This is a genomic window from Pseudomonadota bacterium, assembly GCA_026388315.1.
In the GTDB taxonomy this organism is placed as follows: Bacteria; Desulfobacterota; Syntrophorhabdia; order Syntrophorhabdales; family Syntrophorhabdaceae; genus MWEV01.
Map to the genome: position 1 here is coordinate 18,807 of JAPLKA010000100.1, position 19,887 is coordinate 38,693.

Genomic DNA, 19,887 nt, shown 5'->3' on the forward strand with positions numbered 1-19,887 from the left:
TGCCCGAAGGGCATGGAGTATATCGGGTGCCAGGTCGGCAGCCGATATAAAATACCGTCCGGTTTTTGTCTGCGTCCGTCTGCGGCTAATAAAAAGTTTTTCATATGTTTTCTGACATTACCGTTTTTTCAGGGCTATGACTTTTCTCAATAATAATGCCATGTTTTGTAATGTAATCTTTAATAAAGCCTGCCTCATCATCTTTTGTTTTTAAGTTCAAATCTATTTTTGCCTCTTTCAAATGGTCCAGAATCTCTTTATATACGGGGCCCTCCTTAATATCCATATGCTTGAGATCGATCCCCGTGAGGAGGGGCTTACAGGAATCTTTATAGGTAATATAGTTCGATATGGATTTTTTTATCTCTTCCGATCTTGTTTTTGACATGATGAAAAGTTTTGCCTCTAAGGAAAGGGGTTCAAGCTGTTTGTAAATTTCGCTCTTTTTCATCATCTGCAGACCGATGGCAAATTTGAGCATTGTTTCTCCTATATGTTTTACATTTTCAACGAGCTGTTTTTTGAAAGTCTCCGTCGTTTCTGTTTTTCTGCAAAACTCAAGGACATCCTCTTCTTTCACGTGGTCTACGAGTCCCAGGATATAGAACTGGATACTGTCGCACGGTTTTCCGCTATAGAGCAATTCATACCATTTCAGCACATTGTGCATATTAATGAACAACCTTTCCTTCTCTTTATCGAATGCGAGGGTAGGGTATATGAACCGGAGCAGGTCAAGTTCCTGCAATCTTTTAAGAATTTTTTCAGGGCTGTCTTCCATAAGGGTGAGGGTAAGCTCGGTCCAGATCCTTTTACCCTTTATCTTTGAGAGAAAGTTCATCTTTATCGCATTCTTTATGAGATTAAGCGTATGTTTTCCGATGTGAAAACCGAATCTGTGTTCAAACCTTATCGCCCTGAAAACCCTTGTAGGGTCTTCAACAAAGCTCAGACTGTGCAGTACTCTGATAGCCCTCTCCTTTATGTCTCTCTGAGCACCGAAGAAGTCGATTAACTGTCCGAAGGTATTTTTGTTGAGGGCTATAGCAAGGGTGTTTATGGTAAAGTCCCTCCGGTGCAAATCAAGTTTGAGTGAGCTGTGTTCCACTGTCGGGAGCGCTGCCGGCGCTTTATAATATTCGAGCCGGGCCGTTGCAATATCAATCTTGAAGCCGTCCGGATAGATTACCTTTGCCGTTGCGAACTCTTTGTGCGGTCTCACTTTCACCTTGAATATCTCTGACATCTTTTCGGCAAATATGATTCCATCACCTTCGATGACAATATCGATATCATTATTCTCATTACGTAAAAGGAGGTCTCTTACAAACCCCCCCACAAGGTAGGCATGATACCCCATCTTATCGGCGAGGCTCCCGATTTCAATGAGTTTTTTCAATGTTTCCCTGTCTAACCTTTCTTCCATGAGTTTCTTTACGCTTTTCCGTTTTTTATACATATCGTGAAACTCAAGCTTGCCAACGACTGCCTTGGTGATTTCATCCTCTAATATTCTCAGGAGGTCTGTTCTGGTAATTGCGCCTACCAGCTTCCCTTCTCTTGTAACAGGCAGGAATCTCTGATTATTCCCGATAAGAAATTCCTTTACCTTTTCGATAGAGTCCTCCGGTTTGACCGTTGAAGACTCGGTAGACATGTATTCCCGCACAGGTATGTTTTCCAGTTTGTGGAACGCTGCCTTTTCAACAATCTGTTTTGTAATCACGCCCACAACCTTTTCATTTGACACGACGGGCAGGGCGTTTATGTTGTATTTGACCATAATGCTCTTTGCTTCAGCGATGGGGCATTCGGCATCAATTGATTTCACAGGGAAGAACATGATGTCCCTTGCCTTCCAGGGAGGTGTGATATTGTATTTAAGAAGCCGTATAAGCTTATCCTTAGCTTCGATGATGGTCATGTCCTTCACTGTAGAAGAGGCAGCCTCCTTGTGGCCCCCGCCTCCGAATAAAGAAAGGATATGCCCTACATCAACTTCTGTTATTCTGCTTCTCCCGATCATATATACCCTGTCTTCCATCCTGAAAAGGGCAAAGACGACATTGATGTTTTCCATATCCCTGAATTTATGAACCACCACCGCAAGGTCACCTACATATTCTTCTGTTGAGCCCTCAGTGATCACTATGTCTATGCCGTTTATATTATAGATGGAGGCGTTGCTGATGAGGTCATTCAGAAGGAATACCTGTTCCGGTGTCAATTCTTTTACGAGCATATCTGAAACGATATTTACGTTTGCACCCTTTGAGAGCAGGAAGGATGCGGCTGCGAAATCTTCGATTGTGGTGGAAGGGAAAAGAAAGCTTCCCGTTTCTTCATATATGCCGAGCATAATCACCGTTGCTTCTTCCGGGGATATGGTAAGATTACGCTCCTTAATTATGGATATGAGAATTGATACTGTTGCACCTGCATGTCTTATAAATTCTACATCCCCTTTGATATCGTCACTGGTCGAGGGATGATGGTCATATATGTGGATTTTGGCCTTTCCTGCCTCCACAACCTTTGCGAATTCCCCGATCCTTCTCTTTTGCCTGGTATCGACAAGTATAAGCGTATCAATTGCGTTATAATCTATGCGCTTCGTTTTTTCGATATCAAATATATAGAGGGTGGAGTGAATGAGAAATTCTCTCAGGGTTTTTTCCTGTGAGCCGGGAAATGCAAGGATCGCATCCGGGTATAGTTTCTTCGCAGCAACCATGGAGGAGAGGGAATCGAAGTCAGCGTTGTTGTGGGAGGTGATAACCTTCATGACCAATATTATTAGTTATTGGCGTCGATTATGCAAGAACGAAATTTAATATAACGCATACCGGTCAACCATCAAACCATCATGGTGCCGTGCTACTCTATTTCACTGGGGTTTGGTCCGACCCCAACCGGATACCGGATGTAAGGAAATGTTCCCTTCCACTCATCAGCTCCACATTTTTGACCCGTTCTACCGGCTCAATTCGCTTGATGTGCAAGGGCGGAGGCTACCCGAAGATGTTCATACCTGCACATCACCCCTTTCGGGGACGCTCGTTTTCGCCAAGACGGGTGGCCCCCCAAAAAATGTTCCGATATTCGTTCCAGGGATACATTTCCTTAACAACAACCACCAAGACTGGGGAATTGCGAATATCGGATTGCGTAACCTAAGTTACAAATTGCCCCCAATACAGCACTTTAAGCCCAAAAAGTGGATTAAGTATTGATGGATTAAGGGGTAAGGGTTAGAAGATAATCCATAATCCCTACTCCATAATCCAGTATCCTCAAGAGTGCGGGTTTTTCCTGTCTAATGTCAAGAATAAAGATTTGACCCCAGCCAGTTTCTCTGAAAAAGTGAAATCTCGTAAAATGGTTCCTATATTGACTTTACGAAGATTTTAGAAGTGGTCGCAACTGTTGCGGCAAATCTCTCCGTGGCGGTGACGGAAACCGTTTCCGTCTGAGTAATTCAGGTAAATAAGTGATTGAGTAATTAAGTGATTAAGTGATTAACTGCTTTCGGGTCACCCCGGTTCTCAATCGGACGTCCCACGATCACCCTCTCCGCTATTCGCTCTACGTTGTATATCTTTACTTTCGCAATTGCTTTATTTAGATGTGAGGAAAGAAAATGCTTGCAATATCTCGATTAAATTAGGAAAATAAAGTATTCAATTCATCATGCCAGGTCAGAAAGGCGCATAATGCGCAATGTGTGTAAGGGGGGCAACGATCTATCAAGTTATCAAGCGTATAATTTCCAATCGGAGGCAAAGAGATATTGAAGGACATGCCCGTCCCATGGGCTATTCCCATAAAATTACGTTGACTCTGATCCTTTAAATTCATGTAAATTGGCAATTGTTATTCCTACCCTGCCGGCATTGCCGAATGCGAAATTTGCTACTCTTTGTGTATAATTTTCTTTCTGAGTACACAGAAAATCTATCTGAATATTTTGCTGTTTGTATTTAACCTTTAAAGGTTTCTTAAGATTTAATCTTGCAGAATCAATATGTAAACTGAAAGGCTTGCCTTCCCATTCTATGCACAAAACGCCATCGTTGGGGCCATTAATGAAAGATTGAAAACCGTCTTCACCTGTCAAAAGTCCGCTCTTTAAATTCTTTTCTTTACCAGCAACGAAAAGAAAATGATTTTTGATCTTCTCGGGACGAAAGCAATCACAATGGGAGGTAATACAGAGCAAATAGGGAATATCAAGACACGATGTCTTAAAAATATCTCCAAAACGTAAAGAAGACGGCGGTTTCGGTTCCCAATTGAGAATTGAATATCGTTTGTTTAAACGCGCCAAATCATTCTTAATATTATTACCTTTATCTTCTTTGATTTTATTAAGTTGTTGCTCAAAATTAATTTTTGTTTTATAACTTTCGATAACTTTCAGTGTTTCGGGAGTATGCGCATGCCAATCCCCGACAACCTGAGAATTCCAAATATCTTTCATAAAAAATGAAAATTGCTCACCAGAATCGCCATTCCCTTCCACGCAAGTTTGGTGATAAAAAAAGGCATCCTCATTGATAGCATTAAGTTCGCGACCTAGATTTTTTGCTTTATCTCTAAAATGATTTCTAAACTCAAGCCCCAATAGCGATACGAAATTATTGGGCCTATTATAAATGGCCTTCGATAAGATGGAATATAGTTGGTCAGGTTTAACGGGGGCGGTCCCTGTTTTCTGAAAAATATGGACCAGTGCGTTGTTTATAAGGAAAGAATAAGGACACTCAGAGCTTTGTACGGGTAAAATACGATTATCTTGTTTTTTCTTTCCAGATTTAAGATATTTCTGATTTCCAAGTACAAAGTAAGTCAATATATCTTTCAATTCAGGTCGTTTAAAAAACTCATTGCCAGCACTTTCAATGGCAGACTTTGCATTTTGACCGAATTTTTCGTGGATGCCTCTCTTAATCTCTTTTAATAGTTCCTTTTCCTTGAGCGGCTGTTTGATCAATTCAAGAATTTTCTCGGCTATTTTAACAAAAACATTTTCGTCGAAGTCCTCGATCCTTTCTTCAAGCGTATCAATAAAACTATCGATCGCCTCTTTTATAATGTTTTGTTGAGCCTGAGAATACCAAAAATAAGAGAATACGTTTTGAGCTACTTCATCAAGATTTGGAACATGAGTATAAATACAAATGAATGGCAATCCTGACTCTTGGACTGCCTGATCAAGAATACGAAGGGCGCTTTTAAATTTAATCCCCCCTTTGTTGAGTTCCCAATCGAGGATCAACAGGTCTTTTTTCCCTAAGTTTAGTTTTTGTTCCTTTTCCCATTTTCTTTTGTTTGAAAATCTGGCAAGCTCCAGAGAACAGCCAGCTTTCCTGAAGGAGGAAAAAAGCTCTTTTGAAATTTCTTTGTTCCCTCTTTGCTTTGTATAGGGTTCAACGAATTCGTCATCGATCGCATAAGCTGTCCTAATAGAGTTCCTTACAATTTTTTCCGCAACAAGTTCAAAGCTCATTATCGGTCTCCTCGTATGGTTCGATTATAAAACAGGCCCCCCCAAGTTTATTTAAGGTCCTATCATTTGTTGCATATATTTCATATCCGATCGTATGTAAGTTTGTTTTGGCCAAATACAGTCCGATTCCTCGACCTCCCGGGCGTCTTGAAAAAAACAACGTGAAAATGTCTTCGAGGTATACGTCCTCTATTTTGGCACCCGAATTAAGAATAAGTATTTTTCCATCCTTCATACGTATTTCTATTTTTCTTTCTTTTACAGGAAGAAGCCAATACAGGGCATTATTAATTACATTAATAAATACGGGCTTGATCACCGATTCGAATGTAAAGAATTTGTACTCATTAAATGCGTTATCAGTAGAAAAATTTATTCTATGCCTTCTAAACCGTGCGCTGAAAAACTTTTTTAGATAATCGCTGATTTCGGAACCCATTATTTCGGTTCTCGTTCTTCGTGAGGTTCTATAAAGTGGTGTGAGCAACTGGTGATTGGTTTCAAGATGATCAAATGCTTGCCTTAGCTGATTATAGTTATATTTAACATCTGGATTCCTATCCGAAAATTGCTTGAAGAATTTAATGGCCTGATCCACTTCTGCATATAACACATTGAATTGATGATCAATTATTTCAATTGCCATACCCAATTGAGACAGCTCATGCATGGCTTCGACTTTCTTCTCTATCTTTTCATATTCTTCTTTGTACCAACCGACCAATGCATCATCATCTATTTCAGTGTCCAACCCTTCTAAATGATCCGTTAAGTTCCCGTACTTATTCTGGATATCGTTTAGATACTCGTTGTAAAGGCTATCCAAACGAGATAGCAACGCATTGTAGTCAGTATCCTCATTATCATCACTACTGAATTTTCCTGAATCATATGAAAACGCCCCGGATACGTCGTTGATATCAAACTTTATTTTATCAATAAGCGGTTCAATCGAATTTTCGATGCGCTTTTTATAGCGCAGTAAAGTGCTTGTAAGGTCGGATTGATAGCTTTTCAACCTTCGTGTAAACTCGCTTTCCAAATTATCCTGTGAAAAATTCTTCTGTAATTCAGCTATGAGTTCATCACATTTATCGACCAACCCCATTGCCGAAGCAAACTTTTCCCTATAGTCGGCATATCGTTCCTTGAGCGAATCGGTAAGGGAAATTCTGGCAGGCTTGCTCAATCTTAACTTCCCGATCAACATTTTATTGTTTCTAATTTCGGCAACAAGTCTCGCTGCATCGCTATACGCTATTCTCGGTTGATGCATATCCGTCTTCAAGCGCTCGTACAAGCTTTCCGTCTGTGTCTTCAACTGTACTACATTGGCTGAATATTCCCTAAGTTCCCTTTTAAATTTCGTAATGCTTTGTTTGCTTTTCTTTTTTTCGGCGGCAAGAATTCTTGCATTTATCTTTTTGATCTCTTCAAGTTGCTCCTCGCGAGAAGTGGGAAGCTCACCCGGATTAACGGTGCGAAAGTAACGAACTGACAAATCGGTAAAGAATTCCTTCAGATCCCTTCTAAATTCTCGATCGGCTCTGTTTGCAATGAATCCTTCTCGCCCTGCCTTATCTATGAGGTCAGGATTTCTTTCTCGCGATATTTCGATATAGCCGAATAAACGCCTATGGCTGAATTGATAATAGGTTGCACTACGCGATCTACGTTCTTCGAATTCCAGAAAATCATACTCCGTCCTTCCGTAGGGCAGAACTCTGAATCCGTCACGATAGATATATATACCACCGAATTGCATGCCCTTACGAGTAAGTATGTCAAATTGTTCTCTTGGTAGCTTAGTATTTTTTGCATCTCCTTCTATGAATCCGAACTCGATTGTAAGCGGACCATACGGTGTTTTGCCGGGAGGTCTGTTAGGACGAAAAAATACTTCGAAATTCTGATTAAATACCTGAAGTCTGCCTTTAAATTCTCCTTCCGAATTAAAGTTACCGGAGAGCCAATGATCGGCCGCAAACATATCATCGTGAGTAAAAAACAATGATTTCGAAATTAGATCATATGACCCCGTATCCGAGTGGATATTAAAAGATGCTTGAAAAAGCTGTTGTTCTCCCTTGAAGGCATTTGTGATACCGTTCAGCGAGGAACGCAGGTATTTAACGGTGCCGTCGACATCGCTAGACCAGGCTCCTTCGATGCTCAATTCCAGAAGCTGTGGATGAGGATCGAATATGATGAACATCGTACCGTGAAAATCATCATCAAAAAAACCGAAGAGTCGATCTTCCAGAATAAATTCAGGAAACCGGACTGTTTTTAGAGTCCTTCTGATAGTCAAGGCGAGATCGGTATGTTCTTCCCACGTATCCGAATTCAAATTTTCTTCAAAATCACTTAATAGTGCATTCAAGGAATCCTTTATGGGAGCATTTCGATTGAGGGTTCTTATCGGAATATCCAGATCTTCAAGGTATAAATTATAATTACTCAAAATGCGCCAATCTACGAAGAGCATCATGCAAGGATGGCTTTTCTTTTTTGTCAACATCAGCATCGGTGATCCGAGATAGGCTACTGATAAACGACCAATTCCTTTCTCGCCGAGTGGGATTCTGGGTGGCTTACCGAGCCGGTCGTTTTCAGTTAATTCTTGGGCTCCTCGGGCTTTCGACTCGGTTCCCAGAACAATCCATTTATCAAGGAGATCTTCTTTGGACATACCGGTACCATCATCGGAAAGCGTAAAGATTGGAGACCCCAGTCCTTTGTAACCTTCCCTGTATAAATCGCATGACAGAGTGTCGGCATATGCATCATAGCCGTTTTTCCAAAGTTCCGTTATGGCGGTAGGCAGATCGGCTATTTGACCCTGACCCAAATGATCTACCGCTCGCGCTTTGGTTCTAAATTTTGCCATTTTTGTGCTCCACGGTTTTGACGTGTTTTACGAAATGCTTGCCGAACGCCTTTGCTACCGGCACAGGAACCGCATTACCAATCTGACGAGCCATGGAATTGAGAGAACCAGTAAAAACAAAGCTATTCGGGAAACCCTGGAGCCTTGCAGCTTCTCTAACCGTGATTGCGCGGTCTTGCTCTGGGTGCCCGAACCTCCCGTTTGAATAACTGATGCAGCGAGTTGTAAGCCCTGGTGCGGGCTCATTCCATGCAAGCCGTGTATAGCAATCCGAATGTCCCTCGTACCGTTCTCCGTTCTCTTTCTTCGCATAGCATCTTGGCAAAAGCCTATCAGGCCAGTCTCGTCGCCCCTGAGGACCTGTATGTTCGATGCGCTCTAAATTTAATGCTGATAGCTTTGCCGCACGGTGGTTGGGGTACTTCCGCTTGTCTGGATGCTCAGCGCCATGTGCCACTGGAGGAAAGCTTCCGATGGCATCTCGGACTGTGATATATGCCTTGGAAGTTTTCGGACCGTGTGTAAGCTCAGGCAAAGTTATCTCGCCCAACCTGCTCGCCATCAGCACCAAGCGTCTGCGAACCTGAGCCGCCCCGTAGTCTTGTGCTGTTATGACATCAAAAGCAACCGAGTATTTGTCTTTATTGAGTTGATCTACAAAAGCGGTGAAGGGTCCACCATCCTCAAGGGAAACATTTTGTATACCTGGCACATTCTCAATAAAAATTAATTCGGGTAGACATGAATGAACAACGTCAGCAAAATAATTCAGCAGTCCACGTCTCTCATCCAAAGAAACTGCTTTTTTTGTATTAGTTTTCTGCTTGGTAAATGGTTGACACGGGGCACAACCACAGAAGAGTTTTATCTCTGTCTGGTTGCTGTAGCAAGCCTCTATCTGTTGAATATCTATCACTTCGATGGGTTCATTAATAACAGGGACCCCTGGGAAATTCTTTTGAAAAGTGCGTATGGCATCAGGGCACGAATCAACCGCCAATGCGTGCTGAATACCGGCCTGCCGGAACCCGACGCTCGTCCCACCACAACCGGAGAAGAAGTCGTAAACCCGGATGGGTGGTATTGTCGAATTATGTTGTTTCTTCACAATCCACCTGTCTTTCCGGCTTAACTTTATGCAGCGGACCCGAAATCTCAAGGAAGCTTCTTTCTGATCTCAGGAACTTTCCTACACGTATGCACACACTGTCAAGCGCTTTCTCGCGGTCAAGCCCAGGTCTACGCACGGAGCATTCCCACACAACCAGAACGCGCCAACCGTCATTGCAAAGCTCTATCAAAGCCTTAGCATCCCTGATTTTGTTGTTCTGAAGTTTTTCTTGCCACCACTCCATGCGATTTTCAGGAATGGTGGATCGAGCGCACCCATGATAGTGCCAGAAACATCCGTGAACAAAAATGATGGCTGAGTACTTGGGGAATACCATGTCAGGCTTTCCGGGCAAATGGCGGGCATGAAGACGATAACGGAAGCCCCGGGCAAAGAGGTTTCGACGGATCTCGGTTTCCAGCTTGGTATTTTTTCCCCGAACCGCCGACATCATGTTGCTTCGCGTCTGTTTGTCTACCGTATCAGTCATTTTTTTTGCTCTACCTCGTCCGCTTGATATAACCATGGCGTTTGGCTTCCAGATAACCAAATTGGGATGGATTAAAATCATAAGAAAGTAGTTGCATCAATATTTCTCTCTCGATGATCGAAGGTCTTCTTCCTGATATTACAATAAACCAATACGCCATTGCTACCCCTCCTGCACGATTGATTGCGCCCGACGCATCTTCCTATCCTGAAACGTTGTTGGATAAATCATTTTCCTACTTTTGTAGACTGTTTGTAAATCATTTTTTGACAGAAAATTGAGGGTCATCCATTAGAGGGCATCCTGTCAAGAAATAAATCTTCTTTTGCTGCAAAAACCTGACGGTTTGCAGGAAGTCTGGAAAAATCAAAGAGATGTTCTTCGCTCATTTCACTTGTCATTCTCCTCTCCGAAAGAGATGGGACACCCTTTACTATTTCAATAACTTTTCCCATTTCAGTTTTTTTAAGCATTTCTGGCCGAAGGGATTTTTTGATGCATGGCGGACCACCGTGGGACGTGGGACGTCCGCTCCGCTCGGAAGTAGGACGTTCATTCGCCTTGTTCATCAGGGCATGGAGCGCCAAAAGCAGCAACTCCCCAAACCAACCATGTCATGCAGTAATACCAATTCGGATTCGCTTAGAGAACGCGAAGACGAAGGGTTGCCAACCGGAGGTGTAGCAGCGCTACATTGAGGATTGTGCGGCCCCGATGACGACAAAGTTACACTGAGTGAAAACGAATTGGTTTTGAACCTGAAAGGATATTGCATGTTATAAAACAAAATCCAAATAATTTTCCTGATTTATTATCGAAAATGTCGCATCCTTGTATTCGTTGAGCCAGGATTTTGGCTTTTTATGCTTCTTCAGTTGAGACCACTTGAACTCGTAGCCGAAGAGCTTACCATCCCGTTCTTCCAGGAAGTCCAGCTCCTGGCCATCGTAGGTACGCCAGAAATAAAACGAACCGTATAGGGACTGATAGGCATATTTTTTCATCCGCTCGGCAACGAGAAAGTTTTCCCAGAGCTGCCCTACATCGTTCCGGCTGTCAAGGGGATTAAACATGGCAATAATTGCATTGCGGATCCCATTGTCCAGAAAATAGTATTTTGCTTTTGTAACAACCTCTTTGCGCAGATTCCTGCTAAACCCGCCGATACGCTTGATTACGAAAGCCTTTTCAAATATATCGAGATAGCGGCCTACAGTCTTTACATCGAGCTTCACCTGCGTGGCAATTTCATTGAGAGATACCTGGCTTCCTACCTGAAAAGCAATCAGCTTGAGCATGTCAAGGAGCACCCTGGACGCCTTGACTCTATCAAGGGCAAGTACATCTTTCAGGAGGTACGAGTTTACGAGTTCATCAAGGATATCTATTTTATCTTTCCGGTTTTTTGCCGTAATAACTTCAGGATAGGACCCATATACAAGATACTCTTCGAGCCGTTCTTTTAATTCATGACGGTTGTAGAGCGAGACGAGTTCCTGTTGTGCAATCGGATAAAGAACCACCGTATTTTTTCTTCCGGTTAAGGGTTCACCCACAGCACCGGCAAGATCAAAAGAGGACGAACCTGTGGCAATAATGGAAATGTCGGGAACGTTATCGATAATGATTTTTAAACCCTTACCGACATTAGGGATGTTTTGTGCCTCATCAATCGCAATGAGATTGTAACCGGTGGCATATTCAAGAATCCGATTAAAATCCTGAGAGCCGAGAACCTGCTGCACCCTGATGTTATCACCGGAATCAACTTTAAACTTCAGGTTGGTTGTAGACAAATAAGCATTCAAGAGAGTTGTTTTTCCAACTCGCCGCGGGCCATAAATAATAAGAGCCTTGCCTGGTCTTAACAAGTCGTTTATGCTGTATGAACGAGCTATCATAGAACTCATTATAACTTAAATCCATAAATTAAACAAATTATTTGGAATGACACTCCATAAATTAATATTATTTCTCCACATTTTCCGTTAAAAAATAGCGATTTTTGATGAATGGCGCGAAGATAAGAACGAGGGCAGCGGAGCAGGGAGCGTAAGGTTTAAACCCAAATATGTTGTTAGGAAGGTGTCGGGGTATCCCGGAGCAAACCGTCGAGAGGCGAGGAAGCTTGGTCTTTTGCATAAGCAAAAGTTCCGAAGCCGAACGCGAGCGATTGAAGCCGCTGGAGCGGAATGAGCGTGTTTGAGAGGGATGGTCCGACACCTATATGATTCTAATGATAAATCCGGGTTTAATTGCGAACACGGTGAGCAACAACAGCGTTCCGGCCATACCTTTTCACATTTCGCAATTTCTTGCCTTACCCTCTTGGATGAAATTTTTTATGAACCTCTTTAAGCCGTTTCTTGTCCACATGGGTATATATCTGCGTTGTTGAGATATCTTCATGTCCGAGCAGGATCTGAACTGACCTGAGATCTGCCCCCCCCTCAAGGATGTGTGTTGCAAAAGTATGCCTTATGGTGTGAGGAGAAACATGGAACTTCTCTATCATGAAGCTGTATTTTTTTATGAGCTTCCATATAGCCTGCCTCGTGAGCTTACCGCCTCTTCTGTTGGGGAATAAAAAAAGACCTTTCGGTTTTTCTTTCTCCAGATATGCCATAATTGCCAGTTTCGAATATTCGCCGATGGGTACAACCCTTTCCTTTGACCTCTTGCCTGATGCAATGAGGAAGCCGCCTTCCAAGTTTACATCGCTCTTTTTAAGTTGGTTGAGTTCAGAGACCCTTAATCCTGTAGCATAGAGCAGTTCAAGTATCGTTTTATCTCTCAGGGAGGTTTTTGAACCTTCAGGCTGCTGGATAAGATCGACCATTTCCTGTTCACTCAAAACATCAGGTATGGGCGATTGATATTTCGGAATTTCAATATCCTGGAGGGGATTGTGGGTGATTTTGCCATCGGCAACGAGGAAGTTGAAGAAACTCCTGATTGCCGAGAATGCCCTGACGATGCTCCGTGTTTTCTTGCCGGCTTCTTTTAAATGACCCATATATCTTTCAGCATTTTCTCGCTGGAACACATCAAGAGAGCTATCTTCAAGAAATTTTATAAAGTGGAGAATATCCCTGTTGTATGCTTCTATGGTATGTGGTGAGGCGCCGCGCTCAGCGGTTAGATAGCTTATGAAATTATCAAGGCAGGCATAAAGGTTCATCGCATCCGGTTGACTTCTTGCTTTCTTGCTTTCTTGCTTTCTGTATTATTCACCCCTGTTGACCCGAATCCCCCTTTTCCTCTCTCTGTCTCGGGCAGGGTTTCCACGGCCTCCCATATGCCCCTTACGATATTCTTGAATACCATCTGGGCAATTCTATCACCGTTTTTTACGATAAACTGTTCGTTTCCGAGGTTGATGAGGATTACCTTTACTTCGCCCCTGTAATCACTGTCGATTGTCCCGGGCGTATTGAGGATTGTCACGCCATGTCTGAATGCAAGACCGCTCCTTGGTCTTATTTCCGCCTCAAATCCATCGGGTATGCCAATATAAATACCTGTAGGAATCAGCGCCCTATCGCGGGGGCTCAATACAACGGGTTCATCCAGAAAAGCGACAAGGTCCATGCCGGCCGATGCAATGGTCTCATATGCAGGAAGCTGTGCCCCTTCCTTTTTTGAAATTAAAACCTTCAGTCTTTCCATATTTTTGAGACGTGTTCTTTATCTGTTTTGCCGAGAATCGTAAGCGGGATATCGCCGGGGTTTTTAAAAATTTCATTACTTATTTTATCAACATCGGATTTCTTTATATTATCTATTTCGTGTAATGTTTCTTTCAGGGCTATGTAACCTCCAAAGTAAATCTCATTCTTTGCAAGCCTGCCCATCCTGGCCTCTGAGCTTTCCAGGGATATAAACAGATTTCCCTTAATATGCTCCTTTGAGAAGGCGATCTCGGCATCACTTATACCATGATCCCGTAACCTTACGATCTCTGCTTTGACAAGACCAAGGACTTCTTCGATAAATTTCTCAGAGGTGGAAGTGGAGATTCCGAAGGTGCCTGTGTCATGGTAGCAATTCACATAGGAATATATGTTATATACAAGGCCCCTGTTTTCCCTTATTTCCTGAAAGAGGTGTGAACTCATGCTTCCGCCGATAATGGCATTGAGTGCGTAGAGGCAATACCTCTTTCTATCCATCTGGCTTACACCGTCCGTGCCAAGGCAAAGATAGGTATGTTCAAGGTCTCTTTCGAAGACATCCAGGCTCTTATGGGGAACAGGTTTATCTAACAATTGTTTCTGTGCGCCAGGAGTTTTTAAATCGTGGAATAAGCCAATAATTTTATTAACGAAAGCATCATGATTAATCCTGCCTGTTGCAGTGATAATCATGCAGTCCGGAGAATAATAGGAATAAAAATGTCCCAAAAGCCTGTCTTTTGTAAATTGTTCAATGTTTTCTTCTTTCCCGAGAATCGTCATGCCCAGCGAGTGATCTTTATAATACGATGCATTGAACATATCGTAAATATATTCCTCCGGATTATCCTCTACCATCTTGATTTCCTGGGCAATCACATCTTTTTCCTTCTCTATGTCTTCTTCATTGAAGAGCGAGTATTTATACATGTCAGAGAGAACATCAAGGGCAAGGTCCGTATCCTTTCTCAGTACCCTTGCATATAAACAGGTGTATTCTTTTCCGGTGAAGGCATTTATGGCGCCGCCAACGGCATCGATCTCCTTCGCAATATCAAATGCGGTTCTCTTCCGGGTTCCCTTGAAGAGCATATGCTCTATGAAATGTGATATGCCGTTATTCGAGGGACTCTCGTACCTGCCGCCTGTTTTCCACCACAAGCCCAGTGATACGGTTGAAAAGTACGAGATAGATTCGGTTACAACAGTAATTCCGTTATCAAGAACAGTTTTATTGTACATTAACGATTATCATCCTTTTAAAGTAGCTTGAACTATGACACCGAAGAATACGCTTACGTTTCCTGTCCTTTTTGTTCCATGAGTACCGCTTTTCGCGATAGCTTAATCCTTCCGTTCTGTTCGATGTCGATTACCTTTACCATAAACTCATCGCCTTCTTTCGCAACGTCGGAAGTCTTCTTGATATACCCGTCTGAAAGTTGACTTATGTGGACAAAGCCGTCAGCTCCCGGCAGTATTTCTACAATAACCCCGGCATCGAGTACCTTTTTCACCTTCCCGAGATAGATTGCACCCAGTTCAGCCTCTTTTGTAAGTTTCTGGATAATCTCGATTGCATTATTAGCAGAGTCTACATCGGGTGAGACAATTCTCACGATGCCCGAGTCTTCAATGTCTATCTTGACGCCGGTCTGTTCAATGATGCCCCTTATAATCTTACCGCCCGGGCCTATTACATCGCGTATTTTTTCAGGCCTTATTTTTATCGTGTACATTCTCGGTGCATAAAGGGATAAGGTATCTCTCGGCGTGCTCAGGGTTTCAGTCATAATGTTGAGGATTTTTTCTATTCCCTGCTGCCCCTGGATGACTGCCTTTGACATAGTTTCTTTTGTTATGCCCTTGATCTTTATATCCATCTGGATTGCGGTAATACCATTTTTTGAACCGGCAATCTTGAAATCCATATCACCGAGATGGTCTTCGTCGCCAAGGATATCGGAAAGAACGATTTCCGTGTCATTCTCTTTTACAAGACCCATGGCAATGCCTGCCACCGGCTCCTTGATTGGTACCCCTGCATCCATGAGAGAAAGGCAACCACCGCATACTGTAGCCATTGATGAAGAGCCATTTGATTCAAGTATCTCAGAGACTATCCGTATTGTGTAAGGAAAATCATCTTTAGGGGGGAGAATAGGGGTAAGAGCTCTTTCGGCAAGATTGCCATGACCAATTTCTCTTCTTGATGGTCCACGAAGCATTTTTGCTTCACCAGTCGAAAAAGGAAGGAAGTTATAGTGAAGCATGAATGATTTCGAAGATTCCCCTCCCTGTAGAGGTTCGATCCTCTGTTCATCTTCCGAAGTGCCGAAGGTTGTTACGGCAAGTGCCTGTGTTTCACCTCTCGTAAAGAGAGCCGAACCGTGTGTTCTTGGGAGTATACCCACGTCGCACGTAATTTTGCGTATCTCGTCAGGCGCCCTCCCGTCTATCCTTTTCCCTGTTGTGATTAATTGTTGTCTTGAAAGGTCTTTTGTAATGCCTTCAAAGGCCTCAAGTAAAAGGGAACCCTCGATATGTGTATAATCCGCCGCGAGTTTTTCGAAGATATCATTTTCTCTTTCATTTCTCGTTCTTTTAGCAGGTATGGCAAAGGCTTCAAGAAGTTCTTTTTCGATTTTCCCTTTCAGTTCTTCCTTCAATCCGTCAAGGTTTTCCTCAACCTTTACGAGCCATTTTTCTTTCCCCTGCCTTTCCCTTAGTTGCTCCTGGCATTCAATTAAGGGCAAAATACTCTGGTGACCAAAATGGATTGCCTCAATGAGGTCATTTCTGTTTACGAACTTTGTTGCGCCTTCTACCATGAGTATTGCTTCTTTTTTTGCTGCTATGATTATGTCAATATCGCTTTCTTCCATATCTTCAATGGTGGGGTTTACAATAAACGAACCGTTCTTTCGCCCTACTTTAATACCTGCAAGGGGTCCATCAAAGGGTATCTGTGATATTGTGAGGGCGCATGAGGCTCCCAACATGCCGAGTAACGAAGGGTCGTTTTCCTGATCAGCCGAATACACTGTTGCAATAACTTGCGTTTCATGCCTGAAATTTTTCGGGAATAACGGCCGTATTGACCTATCTATGAGGCGGGACATGAGCACTTCCCTGTCCGATGGCCTGCCTTCCCTTTTGAAGAATCCACCGGGGAATTTTCCCGCTGCGTAAAACATTTCCTGGTAGTTCACTGTGAGGGGCAGAAAGTCTCTGTCAGACTCTTTTTTATCAGACACAACCGTGACGAGGACCACGGTATCGCCGTATTGTACCAGCACGCTGCCATCTGCCTGTTTTGCGAGCCCGCCTGTGCTTATTGTCAGCGGTCTCCCTGAGTAATCAATCGTAATACTGTCTTTCATGAATTTTCCTTTAATTTAGTTAAATTTATTTTCTTAAGCCAAGCCTTTCAATAACCTTTTTATACCTGTCAACATTTTTTGCCTTTAAGTAATTGAGCAGCCTTCTCCTGGTGCCAACAATAATAAGCAGCCCTCTTCTCGAATTGTGATCATTAGAGAACTTTTTGAAATGTTCAGTAAGCGATTTTATCCTTTCAGTAAGAAGTGCGATCTGAACCTCAGGAGAGCCGGTATCCTTTTCGTGAACCCTGAATCCTTCAACAATCGTTTTTTTCTCAGTACTGCGTAAAGACATGTAAATCCTCCTTAATTTTTGATCAATCTTTTTATTTTAATTGTTTTTGAAGCCGTATCAACCATGCCGATCCCGATCAGTTTACCCTTTTTATTCAACATTTTTGCAAATTGCCCATTCTTCCATTCCCTCGCATTGTTAAGCAGAGGTACCGGCATTCCATTTTTTAGAAATCTTTCCAGCGCCTCTTCCACAAAAATTTCCTTGAAAGATTGTAAAACATTTTCTAAGGATATTAAACACTTTAATAAATCTTCTTTATTATTAATGTTTTCTATGTCGACGCCCATCTTGTCGTTAAACTCCCCGTGAAGGGTTCTCTTCAGGGAATAGAGGGTAGCGCCACACCCCAGTTCAGTCCCGAAATCATTAGCAAGTGATCGTATATAGGTACCCTTGGAGCACGTAACATGGATATCCAAATAGGGGTGAGAGTAATCAAGCAGCTCTATGCTGAATATCTCAACTTCCTTTTCAGGCGCCTCTACCTGAATCCCCTGTCTTACCAGCTTGTAGAGGGGTTTTCTGTGAATCTTTTTTGATGAATAGAGGGGCACCTGCTGTGTTATTTTCCCGGTATATTTATTCAATATATTTTCTATAGTAGAGTATTCATATTTTTCCGGATTAACCTCTGTAAGCACTTTCCCTTCAATATCATATGTGTCTGTAGTGACGCCTAAAAGGAATCGTGCCCTGTAGGCCTTTTCTACGTTTTCAAAAAACGGTATCAGTTTTACCCCTTCATTGATGGCCACCGGCAGCACCCCGGTGGCATTCCTGTCAAGTGTCCCTATATAGCCGATCTTTTTAAATGAGGAGATTCGTTTCAGTCTCCTGATCACATCGTAGGATGACATACCTGTTTTTTTATCCACTATGAGAAAACCGTTCATCAATAATCCCAAATCTTAAATTTCAAATTCCAATTTTCAAAATATAACGGGTTTACTTTATATTTCATTTTATTGCAAGCACCTCTTTGATTTTTCCCTTCACTTCTTCGATGTTCCCGTCAATTGTGCAGCCTGCAGCGCTTTTGTGGCCACCGCCACCTAAAATACTGCAGACACGGGCGACATCCACATTTCCTTTTGCCCTCATGCTCGCTTTATATTTATTCCCGTCAACTTCTCTTAAGAGCACTGCTACTTCGATATCTTTAATTTCCCTCAGGGTTTCAACAAATCCGTCCGAATGTTCCCTTGATGTCCCCGTCTTTTTGAACATCTCCTGTGTGACACATGCTATTGCAATCCTGTCCTCGTCGTATGTCTCCAGTGTTGTGAGGATCAGGCCGAATAAGCGGAACCTCTCTTTTGGATGATTTTCATGTACCATCTGCGATACATAAGAAGGACTTACACCGAGTCGCAACATCTCTTCGCAAATGAGAAATGCGCTTGAATTTGTGTTTTCATATCTGAAAGAGCCTGTATCGGTAAAGATTGCAGTATATATATTTATTGCCATTTTGTAACTTAATGGAACATGTAATGAATGAAAAAGCCTGTACATGACTTCAGCCGTTGAACATGTCCCCGCGGTGATTAAATTTATCTCACCAAAGGTTTCATTTGTATCATGGTGGTCAATATTAATGATTGTTCCCAGTTCTCTCAACTTTTCATATCCATCTCCAACCCTGGAGAGGTTTCCGCAATCGAGAACGAAGATGGCGTCAAACCGGTCCTTTGGTAACTCGTGGGTTATCGAGGAGGGCGCAGGGAGAAATTTATAGCGGTACGGTATTTGATCTTTTAAGTATACAACAGACTTTTTGCCAAGTGATTCCAGTACCCAATGCATCGATAATGCAGAGCCAAGCGCATCACCATCAGGGTCCATATGAGTTGTAATTAAGAACTTTTTTCCATTGTCAATAATGTGTTTAATCTTCTGGAACATGCGAAACCCTTTTAAAAATTTCTTCTATCCTTTCCATATGTTCATATGTGTCGTCAATGACAAAATGAATATCCGGCATAAATTTTAATTTTAACCGTTGTCCAAGGAGAAACTTTATATAGCCTCTCGATCTCTTGAGCGCCTCATTCGTTTTTTCTTTTTCTGTTTTATCGCCATATATCGAATATAATATCTTTGCTGTCCGTAAATCTTCTGTTACCCTCACGTCCACAATAGTGATCAACCCGAATCCAGGATCTTTTAAATCCCTCCGGATTATTGAAGAAATTTCCTCCCTGAGAAGGTCCTGTAGTCGGAGCCGTCTATATCTCATTGCCCATTATAATGATTTCTGTCCTTGTATTGATGATCGTACCGATATACAAAGACTCAATATATTCACAAACATTTTCAATTGCAGAGTTTACATGATCCTGTTTTACTCCGACAATCGAAAATCCGATAAGCGCCCTTTGCCAGAGGTTGTTTTGAGATATGTCCGCAATAGATATATAAAATTTTGCCCTTGTCTTTTCTACTATCTTCTTAATGGCCTGCCTTTTATCTTTTAAGGAGTGGCTCTCAGGTAAAAAGATTTCTATGCTTGAAACACCAACTACCATATTT

The 19,887-nt window shown here is 42.4% G+C and carries 17 protein-coding genes; all 17 read right to left on the reverse strand.

Annotated elements, in window-relative coordinates:
- Nucleotides 1–100: 100 nt before the first annotated feature.
- A complete protein-coding gene (locus tag NTX75_14555) occupies nucleotides 101–2,785 on the reverse strand; it encodes a CBS domain-containing protein (GenBank protein ID MCX5817436.1) in 2,685 nt (894 codons plus the stop codon).
- A gap of 1,044 nt (nucleotides 2,786–3,829) precedes the next feature.
- Nucleotides 3,830–5,509: a response regulator receiver domain gene (locus NTX75_14560; GenBank protein MCX5817437.1), complete on the reverse strand. Its 1,680-nt coding sequence runs from the start codon at nucleotides 5,507–5,509 to the stop codon at nucleotides 3,830–3,832.
- Nucleotides 5,499–8,399 (reverse strand): ATP-binding protein, encoded by a 2,901-nt coding sequence (locus NTX75_14565; GenBank protein ID MCX5817438.1) that lies wholly within the window; start codon nucleotides 8,397–8,399, stop codon nucleotides 5,499–5,501. The genes NTX75_14560 and NTX75_14565 overlap by 11 nt, the downstream gene beginning before the upstream one ends.
- Entirely contained in the window at nucleotides 8,386–9,507 is a 1,122-nt protein-coding gene (locus tag NTX75_14570; GenBank protein ID MCX5817439.1) for a DNA cytosine methyltransferase, read from the reverse strand. Before NTX75_14570 ends, NTX75_14565 begins: the two co-directional genes overlap by 14 nt.
- On the reverse strand, nucleotides 9,491–10,000 hold the full coding sequence (locus NTX75_14575) for a very short patch repair endonuclease (protein ID MCX5817440.1): 510 nt from the start codon (nucleotides 9,998–10,000) through the stop codon (nucleotides 9,491–9,493). Before NTX75_14575 ends, NTX75_14570 begins: the two co-directional genes overlap by 17 nt.
- 10 nt (nucleotides 10,001–10,010) lie before the next feature.
- Nucleotides 10,011–10,160 (reverse strand): hypothetical protein, encoded by a 150-nt coding sequence (locus NTX75_14580; protein ID MCX5817441.1) that lies wholly within the window; start codon nucleotides 10,158–10,160, stop codon nucleotides 10,011–10,013.
- Between the two features lie 124 nt (nucleotides 10,161–10,284).
- Nucleotides 10,285–10,473, reverse strand: coding sequence for a hypothetical protein (locus NTX75_14585; protein MCX5817442.1), 189 nt, complete (start codon nucleotides 10,471–10,473; stop codon nucleotides 10,285–10,287).
- Nucleotides 10,474–10,776: 303 nt separating this feature from the next.
- A complete protein-coding gene (locus tag NTX75_14590; GenBank protein ID MCX5817443.1) occupies nucleotides 10,777–11,901 on the reverse strand; it encodes an ATP-binding protein in 1,125 nt (374 codons plus the stop codon).
- Nucleotides 11,902–12,320: 419 nt separating this feature from the next.
- Nucleotides 12,321–13,181, reverse strand: a complete 861-nt coding sequence (gene xerD / locus NTX75_14595) for a site-specific tyrosine recombinase XerD (protein MCX5817444.1) — start codon at nucleotides 13,179–13,181, stop codon at nucleotides 12,321–12,323.
- Nucleotides 13,178–13,669 carry a dUTP diphosphatase gene (gene dut, locus NTX75_14600; GenBank protein MCX5817445.1) on the reverse strand — a complete coding sequence of 164 codons (492 nt, stop codon included), beginning with the start codon at nucleotides 13,667–13,669 and terminating at the stop codon, nucleotides 13,178–13,180. Before dut ends, xerD begins: the two co-directional genes overlap by 4 nt.
- Entirely contained in the window at nucleotides 13,657–14,916 is a 1,260-nt protein-coding gene (locus NTX75_14605) for a pitrilysin family protein (GenBank protein MCX5817446.1), read from the reverse strand. Before NTX75_14605 ends, dut begins: the two co-directional genes overlap by 13 nt.
- 53 nt (nucleotides 14,917–14,969) lie before the next feature.
- Nucleotides 14,970–17,057 carry a polyribonucleotide nucleotidyltransferase gene (pnp, locus tag NTX75_14610; GenBank protein MCX5817447.1) on the reverse strand — a complete coding sequence of 696 codons (2,088 nt, stop codon included), beginning with the start codon at nucleotides 17,055–17,057 and terminating at the stop codon, nucleotides 14,970–14,972.
- 25 nt (nucleotides 17,058–17,082) lie between these two features.
- Nucleotides 17,083–17,352, reverse strand: coding sequence for a 30S ribosomal protein S15 (gene rpsO, locus NTX75_14615; protein ID MCX5817448.1), 270 nt, complete (start codon nucleotides 17,350–17,352; stop codon nucleotides 17,083–17,085).
- Between the two features lie 11 nt (nucleotides 17,353–17,363).
- Nucleotides 17,364–18,248 carry a tRNA pseudouridine(55) synthase TruB gene (truB, locus tag NTX75_14620; protein MCX5817449.1) on the reverse strand — a complete coding sequence of 295 codons (885 nt, stop codon included), beginning with the start codon at nucleotides 18,246–18,248 and terminating at the stop codon, nucleotides 17,364–17,366.
- Nucleotides 18,249–18,312: 64 nt separating this feature from the next.
- Complete coding sequence (locus NTX75_14625) at nucleotides 18,313–19,260, reverse strand: bifunctional oligoribonuclease/PAP phosphatase NrnA (GenBank protein MCX5817450.1); 948 nt, start codon at nucleotides 19,258–19,260, stop codon at nucleotides 18,313–18,315.
- Nucleotides 19,244–19,594 carry a 30S ribosome-binding factor RbfA gene (gene rbfA / locus NTX75_14630; GenBank protein ID MCX5817451.1) on the reverse strand — a complete coding sequence of 117 codons (351 nt, stop codon included), beginning with the start codon at nucleotides 19,592–19,594 and terminating at the stop codon, nucleotides 19,244–19,246. Before rbfA ends, NTX75_14625 begins: the two co-directional genes overlap by 17 nt.
- A complete protein-coding gene (locus NTX75_14635; protein MCX5817452.1) occupies nucleotides 19,584–19,883 on the reverse strand; it encodes a DUF503 domain-containing protein in 300 nt (99 codons plus the stop codon). Before NTX75_14635 ends, rbfA begins: the two co-directional genes overlap by 11 nt.
- Nucleotides 19,884–19,887 lie beyond the last annotated feature (4 nt).